11 protein-coding genes and 1 pseudogene are annotated in these 12298 nt (G+C 42.6%); 10 read left to right on the top strand and 2 right to left on the bottom strand.

All coding sequences use genetic code 11. The features are described 5' to 3' along the window. The first annotated feature begins 132 nt into the window (after positions 1-132). From AOB57_RS05535 to AOB57_RS05520, 5 genes and pseudogenes are all read left to right on the top strand, one after another. Positions 133-1029 (top strand): cation diffusion facilitator family transporter, encoded by an 897-nt coding sequence (locus AOB57_RS05535; RefSeq protein WP_054299956.1) that lies wholly within the window; start codon positions 133-135, stop codon positions 1027-1029. A 5-nt stretch (positions 1030-1034) separates the two neighbouring features. Next, complete coding sequence (gene aroC / locus AOB57_RS05530) at positions 1035-2132, top strand: chorismate synthase (protein WP_054299957.1); 1098 nt, start codon at positions 1035-1037, stop codon at positions 2130-2132. Between the two features lie 308 nt (positions 2133-2440). Then, positions 2441-2916: pseudogene (locus AOB57_RS14950) on the top strand (MEDS domain-containing protein); the annotation flags it as partial. After that, positions 2902-3474: a PAS domain-containing protein gene (locus AOB57_RS14945; protein ID WP_273076852.1), complete on the top strand. Its 573-nt coding sequence runs from the start codon at positions 2902-2904 to the stop codon at positions 3472-3474. The pseudogene AOB57_RS14950 and the gene AOB57_RS14945, both read left to right, overlap by 15 nt. Continuing rightward, positions 3420-6134, top strand: a complete 2715-nt coding sequence (locus AOB57_RS05520; RefSeq protein WP_226999655.1) for a PAS domain S-box protein — start codon at positions 3420-3422, stop codon at positions 6132-6134. Before AOB57_RS14945 ends, AOB57_RS05520 begins: the two co-directional genes overlap by 55 nt. A 435-nt stretch (positions 6135-6569) precedes the next feature. Here AOB57_RS05520 and AOB57_RS05515 read toward each other — a convergent pair whose 3' ends face one another. Both AOB57_RS05515 and AOB57_RS15025 read right to left on the bottom strand, forming a co-directional pair. Beyond that, positions 6570-7046 (bottom strand): transposase, encoded by a 477-nt coding sequence (locus AOB57_RS05515; protein WP_167829553.1) that lies wholly within the window; start codon positions 7044-7046, stop codon positions 6570-6572. Further along, positions 6974-7333, bottom strand: a complete 360-nt coding sequence (locus AOB57_RS15025) for a transposase (RefSeq protein WP_054297823.1) — start codon at positions 7331-7333, stop codon at positions 6974-6976. The genes AOB57_RS05515 and AOB57_RS15025 overlap by 73 nt, the downstream gene beginning before the upstream one ends. A 588-nt stretch (positions 7334-7921) precedes the next feature. Between AOB57_RS15025 and ahbD the strand changes: the two genes are divergently transcribed. From ahbD to hemA, 5 genes are all read left to right on the top strand, one after another. Beyond that, positions 7922-8971 (top strand): heme b synthase, encoded by a 1050-nt coding sequence (gene ahbD, locus AOB57_RS05505; RefSeq protein ID WP_054297824.1) that lies wholly within the window; start codon positions 7922-7924, stop codon positions 8969-8971. After that, positions 8968-9531, top strand: coding sequence for a siroheme decarboxylase subunit alpha (ahbA, locus tag AOB57_RS05500; RefSeq protein ID WP_226999654.1), 564 nt, complete (start codon positions 8968-8970; stop codon positions 9529-9531). Before ahbD ends, ahbA begins: the two co-directional genes overlap by 4 nt. A 4-nt stretch (positions 9532-9535) precedes the next feature. Beyond that, on the top strand, positions 9536-9994 hold the full coding sequence (gene ahbB / locus AOB57_RS05495; protein WP_054297825.1) for a siroheme decarboxylase subunit beta: 459 nt from the start codon (positions 9536-9538) through the stop codon (positions 9992-9994). Between the two features lie 36 nt (positions 9995-10030). Beyond that, complete coding sequence (locus AOB57_RS05490; protein WP_054297826.1) at positions 10031-10705, top strand: precorrin-2 dehydrogenase/sirohydrochlorin ferrochelatase family protein; 675 nt, start codon at positions 10031-10033, stop codon at positions 10703-10705. Between the two features lie 236 nt (positions 10706-10941). Further along, positions 10942-12270, top strand: a complete 1329-nt coding sequence (gene hemA, locus AOB57_RS05485) for a glutamyl-tRNA reductase (protein ID WP_054297827.1) — start codon at positions 10942-10944, stop codon at positions 12268-12270. Positions 12271-12298: the final 28 nt, after the last annotated feature.

Here is a 12298-nt window from a genome sequence, read left to right as displayed (position 1 = left end):
CCGCAGAATTTTATATAAAGGTAAACCAGTATATCATTGATAGCCTCTTGACAGTTCTTAACGGTGTTTATTTTTCATTTATGCGCCGATCATTTTCGGTTTTTTACAGTTCGATGTAAGGGAGTCAGGAATATGTTACAAAAGTTTAAGAAAGTACAGAGAGTTCTTATCTATGTACTATTTCTGAACCTTACAGTTGCGTTTGCCAAAATTATTTATGGAAACCTGACCGGCACCTTAAGCATGATTGCAGATGGCTACCACTCCCTTTTTGATGGAGTTTCCAATATTATAGGACTGGCAGGAAGTTTCATCGGAGCCCGCCCGCCTGACATGGGGCATCCCTACGGGCACAGGAAATATGAGACTGTAGCTTCTATTTTCATCGCTTTACTACTGATCTTCGTAGGCATTGAGATTTTCAGGGACGCTCTCAACCGTTTCCTAATCCAGAGTAACCCACAGGTCACAGCTATAAGCTTTCTTGTAATTCTCGGGACAATGGGTATTAATTATCTGGTAACACGATATGAGCATAAGCAGGGCGAGCTGCTCAGAAGCCAGGTACTTATAGCCGACTCAATGCACACAAAAAGTGATATTTATGTTTCCCTGTCGGTTTTAGTAAGCCTTGCTGCTGTAAAACTTGGTTTTCCTTTTATGGATCCCTTAATTGCTGTAGTAATAGCTTTTCTGATTTTCAGGGCAGGATACAGGATTATTAAGGAGGGCTCAATGGCTCTTATGGATATGTCCAGAATTGAAGAAAAAGAAATTTGTGACCTTGTTCTGAGCATTGAAGGGGTAAAGGGCTGCCATAAGATCCGGACTCGCGGGAGCATGGGGGATATCAGGGTCGATATGCATCTGCTTGTTCAGTCGGATATGAAGCTTGAGGATGCACATCTTATCGCTCACAAGGTCAGTAAAAAGCTGAAGGGAGAATACAAAGATGTTTCTGATGTCGTCGTGCATCTCGAACCATCCATTGGGCAACCCCAAGAATCAAATACCAAAAAAACCAGTTAAGATGCATGGCTGGAAACGTTTTCGGGCAGATGTTTCGGATTACAACCTGGGGCGAGTCCCACGGCAGGGCTGTAGGTGTTGTGGTAGACGGATTGCCTGCAGGACTTCCTTTCTCCGAGGCTGACATACAGAAAGAACTGGACAGGAGACGTCCAGGGCAAAGTGAAGTTTCCACCCCCCGCCATGAGGCTGACAGAGTGGAAATCCTCTCTGGGATTTTCGAAGGAATGAGCACAGGCACTCCTGTTTCCATGCTTGTCTGGAACTCGGATGCCAGATCTTCGGCTTACGATGCAATTAAAGATACTCCCAGACCCGGACACGCCGATTTTACCTATATGGCTCGCTACGGAATGAGGGATCACCGTGGAGGAGGCAGGTCTTCAGCCCGGGAAACAATAGGCAGGGTTGCCGGCGGAGCACTTGCAAAACTCCTGCTTTCCAGATTTGGAATCCGAATTGTCGGGCACGTGATTGAACTCGGGACAATTCGGGCAAACCCTCTTCCCTTTGAAGAAATCTTAGAAAACGTAGAAAAGACCCCTGTGCGCTGTGCCGATCTAGAAGCTGCAGGAAAAATGCTTGAGAAAGTTGCGGCAATGCGACAGGAAGGAGATAGCATTGGAGGCATCGTCGAGCTTATTATAAAAGGTGTGCCCGTCGGTCTTGGAGAGCCTGTTTTCGACCGGCTGGACGCTGACCTTGCAAAAGCCCTTATGAGTATTCCTGCCGTCAAAGGCTTTGAAATCGGAGCCGGATTTGAGGCTGCCCGCCTGCATGGGAGTCAAATGAATGATCCTTTCAGGATGGAGGGAGGAAAAGTAACTTCTCCAAGCAATAATGCCGGCGGAATCCTCGGAGGAATCTCAACAGGCCTGGATATTGTATGCAGGGCAGCCGTAAAACCAACCCCGTCGATAGGAAAACTTCAGCAAACCATTGACCTAAAAACCCTTGAAAATACGGAAATCACAATCAAAGGTCGGCATGATCCCACAATTCCCCCTCGCATGGTACCGGTTGCGGAAGCTATGGTTGCCCTTGTGCTTGCTGATCATATGTTAAGGAGCGGCTTTATTAATCCAAGAACTTTGCTGGAATAGAAGGATGAGTTCTCAACTAAGATATTCAAATCGGACAGTCATTGTAGGTTCAATAAAACAGTACAGATAACAAAATAAATGATAAAGAATTTAAATGATAAAGAATTAATATTTATCTGTCATATGGTTGACATAGCCTTGTGAGCTATTATCTCTCACTTAATGGGGGTTTTGATTTTTTTCTAATAGCGCTCGGTACACGGTTTTTAAATGAAAGTATAATTATGAGCACGGAAAGGCAAGACCAGACACTATAAAGACAACGAAATTTTTGCCTTATATATCGTCAATTAGGAGAAAGTTTTGGGATGAGAGAAAGCCTGAGAAAATCTGGCATCAATATAATTGGAGATGTGCCCTGGGGAACGCATTTCTGCCAGTTTTACCAGACAAAAGAAGATTTGATGGACATACTGGTCCCTTACTTCAAAGCAGGGTTGGAAAGTAATGAGCTTTGTGTGTGGATAACATCATACCCTATGGAGGTAGAAGAGGCAAAGGAAGCCATGAAAAAGGCTGTTCCTGATATCGATGTCTATCTGGAGAAAGAGCAAATAGAAATTATCCCTTACATTCAGGGGTATATAAATGGAGAGGTTTTCGATCCGGATAAAGTGATGAATAATTTGGTTGAAAAAATCGATCAGGTTATGGCAAGAGGCTATGATGGATTAAGGGCTTCAGGGATAATCGTTGGCTGGAAAAAGAAGGCTGGGATGATTTTGTTGACTATGAGAAAAAAGTGGATGCTTTTATTGACAAACACCGCGTGATAGCCTTATGCCCATATTATCTCGATACGTGCAGCACAACCGAGATTGTTGATGTAATCTCCAACCATCAATTTGCTTTGATCAAAAGGAAAGGAAAATGGGAGCAGATAGAAAATACTGGAAGGAAGAGAGCAGAAAAAGAAGCTATTCAGGCTGCAAAAAGCTGGAAATCTACCTTTGATACTGTTCCAGACCTTATAGCCATAATAGATAATGAGTGCCGGATTGTTCGTGCAAACAGAGCCATGGCGGCAAGGCTGGGAGTGACACCGGAAGAGTGTGTAGGGTTAACTTGCCATTGTGTCATCCATGGAACAGACCATCCCCCGTCTTTTTGCCCGCACCGGCAGTTGCTTAAAGACGGGGCTAAACACACCACAAAGGTTTGCGAAGATTGCCTTGGCGGGCATTTCGCGGTAAGTATAGCGCCACTACATGATTCGGAAGGAAAACTCATTGGAAGTGTTTATGTCGCCCGTGATATCAACGAACTCAAACAAAGAGAGCACAGGATATGCAGATACAACACAGTATTCTTGAAGGAATCAACTGGATTTTCAGCAATGTAATGCAGGCAAAGACAGAAGAAGAACTGGGAAACGCATGCCTATCTGTAGCCCTGGGGATTACTGGCAGCCAGTTTGGGTTCATAAATAAGATGGGTGACGATGGGCTGCTGCACGATATTGCAAAAAGCAAGCTTGGGTGGGAACAGTGCCTTATGTATGATAAAACAGGGCATGGTCGTCCCCCGAGCGATTTTATTGTCCGTGGTCTGTATAGCAGTGTGATTAAGAGCGGGAAAAGCTTCTTTACCAACGATCCCCTGTCACACCCCGACTGCATGGGTCTTCCGAACGGACATCCGCCTATCACATCGTTTCTTGGCGTGCCCCTTATTCAGGACGGGAAAACGATGGGCTTGATTGCGGTCGCAAACCGCGAAGGAGGCTACAGCCTCGAGCAGCAGGAAGATCTTGAAGCTATAGCGCCAGCAATTACACAGGCTCTCCAGAGGAAAAAGGAAGAACAGGAACGTGAACAGGCTGAGAGAGCGCTGCTGGAAAGCGATGAACGGTTTCGCTCAGTTCTTGAGAACTCGCTCGATTCTGCATACCGTGTAAACCTTCAGAACAGAGGCTTCGATTATATGAGCCCGGTGATAGAGCGGATTACAGGCTTCTCTGTTAAGGATATAAATATGACAGGCAGCAATGGTTTTCTTGACCGCATCCACCCTGATGACCACCCACAGGTAATTGTGGAAACTACTCGGTCACTGGAGGAAGGTTTTGGGGCACATGAATATCGCTTTAAATGCAAGGATGGAAAATATCGCTGGTTAGCTGATCACTTTTCGATCATTAAAGATAAAACCGGCATGGCATGCTTCAGAGCAGGAATCATCCGCGATATTACCGAGCGCAAAAAGGCAGAAGAAGCTCTCAGGTTATCAAATATTTACAACCGCAGTCTTATTGAAGCCAGTCTGGACCCTCTGGTGACTATTGGACATGATGGTAAGATTACAGATGTGAATACTGCTACAGAGCAGGTTACCGGCTACTCCAGAGATGAGTTAATTGGGACTGATTTTTCCGATTACTTTACCGAGCCTGAGAAAGCCAGAAAAGGGTATCAGCAGGTCTTCACAGATGGTAAAGTCTGGGATTATCCTCTGGAAATTCAGCATAAAAATGGATATGTAATACCGGTGCTATATAACGCTTCAATTTACAAAGACGAGAACGGCAAAGTCATTGGAGTATTTGCTGCAGCGCGTGACATCACCGAGCACAAAAAATCGGAAGAAGCCCTGAAAAAAGCATATGATAATCTGGAATACCTAGTTAAGAAACGAACACAAGAGCTTGAGAAGGCTTATGAGTCATTGAAAGAAAAAGAAACCGGACTTGCTGAAGCTCAGAAAATGGCTCATATTGGAAATTGGGATTGGGATCTTGCAACTGATGAGGTACACTGGTCTGATGAGCTATACCGTATTTTTGGGCGCAGTCCTCAGAAACCAGCCCCATCTTATAATGAGTTGTTAAATTACATACATCCCGACGATCGGGACTATGTAGCTAGAAGCATTAAGAATGGGTTAAAAGAAGGACCTAAAACTGGCATTGATTATCGTATTGTTTTAGCTAATGGAGAAGAACGTACAGTTCATTCACAAGCTGAAGTTATCTTTGATAAGCATAATCACCCTGTCCGGGTGAAGGGAATAGTTCAGGATATTACTGAACGTAAAGAAATTGAGGCAGAACTGGAGTCAGTAGCGCGCCTGCCTCAGGAAAATCCGGACCCAGTTATGCGCCTGAGCCAGGGCCATATAATCAATTATGCCTCCCCCTCTGCCGAGGCGTTGTTGACAGATTGGGGTAGTGCGATCAGTAAGGAAGCTCCCACAGAAATTACAGAGCATGCCATTGCTGCCCTTGGTGATGGCATCCGGCGTAAACTTGAGTGCACCTACGCCGATCGCACATACGTGATAAGTATTACTCCATTTCCATCCGCTGGTTATGTTAATCTTTACGCCCATGATATCACAGAGAGCAAAAAAGCAAGAGAAACCCTGGCAAAAATGGAAAAAGCCAGGATAAAAGAAATTCATCATAGAATTAAGAATAACTTGCAGGTAATTTCTTCCCTGCTGGATCTCCAGGCTGAAAGATTCCAGGATGAGAAGGTACTGGAGTCTTTCAGAGAAAGTCAGAACCGTGTCATTTCAATGGCACTCATCCACGAAGAGCTCTACAAAGGAAAAGGGACAGATATTCTGAATTTTTCTGCCTATCTTCAAAAGTTAGCTGAGAATCTTTTCCAGACTTACAGCCTCAGGAGTAAGGGCATTCGCCTCTATATGGATCTGGAGGAAAATGCATTCTTTGATATGGATGTTGCCGTCCCGTTAGGAATAATTGTTAATGAACTTGTTTCCAATTCCCTCAAACATGCTTTTTCTAAAGAAGAAGGGGAAATTCGAATCAAGCTTTGCAGGGAAGAAAAGAATTATGAGACACAGGAGTCACTCTTCAGCCTGACAATTTCAGACAATGGAAAAGGAATTCCCGATAACATAAAGCTGGAAAATTTTGAATCTCTGGGGCTGAAGTTAGTAAATATTCTTGTTGACCAGCTTGATGGAAAAATCGAGCTTGAAAGAGCACATGGAACGGAATTCAGAATCATTTTCAATGTAACGGAAAGGGAATAAGCCCGAATAGAATTACAGAGAGCCAGCACCTGGATGAAACAAAAGCAGCTGTTTGCAGTACAGGCTTTTTAAAGAGCGATATGGGCTTTTTAAAGGTCAGGGCTACTATGTGACAGGAGATACCCTGGACAGATAAAAATTCTAAAAAATAGTTGAATGTAAGAGAAAAGTTTATTTTTTCTCGTGGCCTGTGAGACATTTCCTATAATTCCACACCGTTGGGAAGCTTTCTGCTGCTCTCGTTTAATGATAGAAGTATCTCAGTTAGAAGATTTGATCTGTACGTTGCCTGAAAATTATAGTTGTTTTCGTTAAAATTTTAAACTTGTTCATTTTCTATCTCTGTACCACAAATTTTTCCTCATTTTCTTATTGAATTCTTCTAATATAGAGCTCATCCCACAACTTGATTTATTCTCATTATTGCTGCTAACATTACAACTCCAAGTATGATATTTCTTTGACTTCATATCTTGGAAAAACTTTCTTGTATGACTCTATCCAGCTAAAGAACCTTTCTATTGCACTTTTCTTTTTGAACTCTTCCCAATCTACCTTTATTGGTCTTCCTTTCTTCTTTTTCTTTCTATTTCTTTTGTTTACTGGTATATTGGACTTTATTCCTCTTCTTCTATTATATTTTCTGATATCAGCTGTATCATACATCGCATCAGCTGTCACTCTGGAAGGTCTGTTTATAGGTCTTCCTCTAGGTCTTCTTATCTTGAAGTTTTTAATTGTAAGGATATAAAGCGTAGAGTCATTTTGATTTGCAGGGACAATAATAATGGATAGAGGCAGCTCCTGTGAATCTACTAAAACACTTAATTTTACTCCTTTTACTTTCTTGTAACCATCATATCCGATATTTCCCCTTTTTTGGTAGGAATATCCTTTGTATCGATAAAACAATGAGAAAGATCTATTTTATTCAAGTCATAACCTTTGTTTAAAAGTTCATTAAAGATTTCCTGATAAATTCCATGTTCACACAGATAGAGATGAAATCTATGAACTGTTGATTTAGAACCATATTTACGGGGAACATCTTGCCAGGTACAACCTGTTGTAACAACATACAAAATCCCATTCATTAACTTTCTTAAGTCAGAACTAGGTCTTCCTGTATGTGGTTTCTGTGGAGGAAGATGTTGTTCTATGGATTCCCATAGAACATCATCGATTTCATGGAAAGACATAATTCTAAATTTATAATTTCAACATGATATTAGTTTCGGGATAGGCTTTTTATGCACATGCTAAACGATATGCATAAAACCTATTTTTACGTGTGTATTCTATGTTAGGTCATTACAGCAAAAAATTGCTGTGAGACTTACACAGTTAATGTAAAAAACGCTAATTCAAAAAACCTGCATTAATGGAAACAAGATAAACAAGAGAGCAGGCCATCCCAAAACCAACTTTATTCTCAGAATCATAAAATTTTCAGAATTGCTTTCATTATCCGAAGCTCAAGTATCGATTGCAAATTCGAGATCTGAGTAAACGATTTTGAGTTTTGGGATAGGCTCAATAATAACTTGTCAATAAACCTAGATGAAACGAGAATCCTTAACATTTGATCTTTTTCTTTTTACAGTTTTTTATTTGAAATGGCAGAATTTTAATATTACTTTATTAATATGACCTGTCACATTTCAATTATACCAGCTTTAAATAATAATTGTTTGATCTATCTTTATTCTCTAATTCGCAATGCAAACCCTTGATGTTGAATTTATATTTCATAACTCCTAATTCAATTAAATAGAAACCCAAAATTTATGATTGCCATGACAAATCCACCGCGGCTTATTGCATGGGAACTAACTGCGGGATGCAACCTGAACTGCGTGCACTGCAGGGGAGCTTCCACCTCCTCGGTTCCCGAAGGCGAACTCACAACAGAAGAAGCTAAACACTTCATTGACGAAGTTGCAGAGCTTGGAAAACCCATTCTTATCCTGAGCGGAGGCGAGCCTCTAACCAGATCTGATGTTTTTGAAATCGCACGCTATGGAACGGATGCCGGGCTTCGAGTCGTGCTTGCAACAAACGGCACACTTCTTACGCCTGAGATTGTGGAGAAATTAAAAGAGGCAGGCGTCCAGCGGCTAAGTATCAGTATTGACGGAGCGACTGCAGAGACGCACGATAATTTCAGGGGCATGCCCGGCGCTTTTGAAAGAACGCTTGCAGGCATCGAGATCCTCAGGAAAGCAGATTTTCCCTTCCAGATCAACGCCACGGTCTCAAAACGCAACCTTGAAGAAATTCCAAAGACCTTTGAGCTTGCAAAAGAGCTAGGAGCAGTTGCATATCATGTCTTTTTCCTTGTACCCACAGGCAGGGGGGAAGAATCCGATGAGGTTTCCCCAGCAGACTACGAGCGCATTCTGCACTGGTTCTATGATATGCAGAAAGAATCGGAAATCCAGCTAAAAGCAACCTGTGCCCCCCATTATTTCAGGATAATGCGCCAGCAGGCGAAAAAAGAAGGCATTGAAATCTCGGTTAAAACCCACGGCTACGAGGCAATGACAAAAGGCTGTCTCGGAGGCACCGGTTTCTGTTTTGTGTCGAGCGTGGGTGAGGTTTACCCTTGTGGCTACCTCCCGGTTCTTGCCGGGAATATAAGGGAACAGCCTTTCAAAGATGTCTGGGAGAACTCCGAAGTCTTCAGGAAATTGAGGAATCCTGAAGAGCTTAAAGGAAAGTGTGGGATATGTGAATATAAAAATGTCTGTGCAGGCTGCAGGGCAAGAGCCTATGCTGCAACAGGCGACTACCTCAAAGAAGAACCTTACTGCATATACAGGCCCGGAAAGAAGTGATCGTGATCAAGATGATTGATATTGAAAATTATAGAAATAGGCTTAAGAAAGAGGCTGCCGATTTTTCCTGTGACATGGATCCTTATGAAGGGGAAGTTCCGGTAATAAAACTTGATGAGACTGACAAAAGGATCCTCAACCTTATCCAGCAGGAAGTCCCCCTCGATGTCGAACCTTTTGCAAGGTTAGGCGAGATTCTCGGGCTTCCGGAAACTGAGGTAATTAATAGGCTGCGTGAACTCAACAGGAAAGGGGCAATAAGAAGGATAGGCCCTGTCCTCAGCATGAGAAATATGGGGGGCGTAAGTACTCTTGTAGCTTTGAAAGTGCCCGAGTCCCGCATAGAAGAAGTTGCCATTTTTATTAACGAGTATCCCGAAGTTTCCCATAATTATCTCAGAAGTGCTGCACAATATAATCTCTGGTTTACACTTTCGGCTCCAAATAAAAACAGGCTTGAGGAGATTCTCAGCGAAATTCGGGAGAAAACAGGCTGTCCGCTTCTTGATCTTCCTACAAAGCACCTATTTAAGATTCAGGTAAGGTTTGATATCAGGTGAAATTATGGATAAAACGGATGTAAAATTGCTAAAACTGATGCAGGACGGAATTCCAATCACTCACTCTCCTTTCAAAGGGTTTGCTTCTGAACTTGGGATCAGTGAACAGGAGGTTGTTGACAGGCTTAAAAACCTCCAGAAAGCTGGGAAGATCCGTCGCTTTGCAGCTTCAATCGGGCACAGGGCTATAGGCATAAAAGCAAATGCAATGTGTGTCTGGAATGTTCCTGATGAGAAGATAGAAATAGTAGGGAATATCATGGCAGAATTCCCTGAAGTGACTCACTGCTATGAGCGCCCGCGCTATCCTGACTGGCCGTATAATCTGTTCACTATGGTCCATTCCTATACGCCTGAGGAATGTGAGGAGGTAGCTGTTAGAATTTCGGAAGCTACCGGAATTAAGGATTATACCCTCTTTTTCAGTGAACGGGAGTTCAAAAAAACCGGAGTCAGGCTTTAAGGGTCAACCTGAAGGTCTTCTGCGAGGTTCCTGGCTATGGCTGAAACAAATAACTTTCTCCCGCTTATGCTTGACCTGTCTGGCAGAAAAATCGTTATATTCGGAGGCGGTTCGGTTGGAGAACGCAAAGCCGAACTATTCTCAGGCTGCGCAGATACCCTTGTTGCCAGCCTCGAGTTCTCCAAACGGCTGTATGAGCTTGAAGCTTCAGGCAAGGTGCGGCTTGTTCGGCTTGACCTGTTAACGGCATCGGATTCTAAACTCAGGGAACTTATCTCAGGAGCTTTTATCGTCATACCTGCAACAAGCAATTCCGAACTAAACAGAAAAATTACAGCCATTGCACGGGAAAACGATATTTTGATTAATCAGGTAGACGCTTTAGGTAGTGTCGTAATCCCATCAGTAATAAAGATAGGAGACCTTATAATCGGGATTTCCACTCTGGGACACAGCCCCGCAGTCTCAAAATATACCCGCAGGCAGATTGAAGGCGTAATTACCCCCGAATATTCTGACATGATTCGACTTCAGGATGAGCTAAGGAACTATCTGAAGGAGCATGTGGGAGATCAGAGAGAGAGACAGAAGATTCTCTGGATAATTCTTGAAAGCGAAGCTATATGGAATGATCTTTCCGAGTCATATGAAAAAGCGGCTGAAAGGGCATATGCGATGGTTTCAGATTACCTGGAAAATTCTAGCAGATGACGGCTGCAGGAAGCAAAGGAACCTCTTATAAAGTTAAAAGCATAAGTGGTTTCAAAGAAGCTTGATAAGTCAAACATTCTCGAATCAAAATATTCTCTAAATGGAAACTTTAAATCAAAATATTTCGTAAATAAAAATCATTTACTGAAAAAAGGTAGGAGTATGGACAAAGATTAATTTACAACTCCTTATATTATTATTCTATTTCCTTTATTCATTCTATCCGGAGGCTCTCTGTGACAGAAATTTCAAGTATGGTTATATCCCATAAAAAAGCAAAAATTGAGGAAATGGAGTCCGCCTGGCACGGAGATCTGGACGGTCTGCTCCACCATCTGTACAATCACGAGTACGTTCATGAGTGCGTTGTCTTAAAAACCTGCAACCGTGTTGAAATTTACGTTGTTTCCCCCAAGAGCAGCAGTGTACTATTCTCTTTTGCAAAAGAAATGGGAGCTTCCACCCATATTATCGACTTTTATGGGCATGATGAGTCCCTTGAACACCTGCTAAGGCTTGCTGGCGGTCTTGAATCCATGATTGTAGGTGAAGATCAGATCCTTGGACAGATAAAAGAACTCTATGCTTATTCCAAGAAAGCAGGGACGACCGGAAAAATCCTTGACACTGCTTTTGAGAAGGCTATTCAGGTAGGAAAACGTATCCGCAATGAGACCAAAATTAATAAGGGCTCAGTTTCTATAGGTTCTGCGGCTGTAGATCTTGCAGAGGACATTCTGAAAGGGCTCACAGGAAAATCTGTGCTCGTAATCGGAGCCGGCGAAATCGGAGTCCTTGTTGCGAAGGCTCTGGCTGAAAAAGATATTGAAGCAATATACATTGCTAACCGCACATTCCAGAAAGCTGAAGAACTTGCCTACGAATTGGGAGGGCATGCAGTAAGGCTCGATGATATACAGGGTTACCTTAAAGATGCTGATGTTGTAATCAGTGGTACAAGCGCTCCTCATTACATTTTAACCAGGGAAATGGTTGAAAATACTATATGTGATCGGGATAAAGCCCGTAAACTTCTCTTGATCGATATCGCAAATCCCAGGGATATAGAGGAGTCGGTTGCTGAACTAGAAAATGTGGAACTGTGCAATATTGACAATCTTAGGATAATCAGCGAAAAAACGCTTAAAATGAGAAAAGAGGAAGCTAAAAAAGCCGAAGCTATAATTCAGGAGGAGATCAGGCTTTTAAATCTTCAGTATAAGCGCCAGAAAGCCGACAGAATTATTTCCAACCTTTACAGACAGATGTACGATGTAAGAATAAGGGAAAGGGAAAAAGCTGTCAACAGGCTCTGTGCCTACCATACCATAGGAGAAATCGAGACTGAAGTGCTTGATGACCTTACTCATTCCATTGTAAATAAAATTCTTGCCGAGCCTACCAAAGTTCTCCGCCAAGCCGCAGAGCTTGGAAATGAGGAGTTCCTTGATGTGGTCTCAAGGATCTTCTGCCTCGAAAAAGAAAGAGCAAAGGTAGAAAAAATAAAGCCAGGCTGCGGAAGCCAGTTAAATCAGGTTTCTGAAAAAGCAACTCATAAAGAATAATTAGAAACTATATGAATTCGCAGTTACA

Source organism: Methanosarcina flavescens (assembly GCF_001304615.2).
GTDB classification, from domain to species: Archaea; Halobacteriota; Methanosarcinia; order Methanosarcinales; family Methanosarcinaceae; genus Methanosarcina; species Methanosarcina flavescens.
This window is presented reverse-complemented; position numbering and strand designations above follow the sequence as displayed.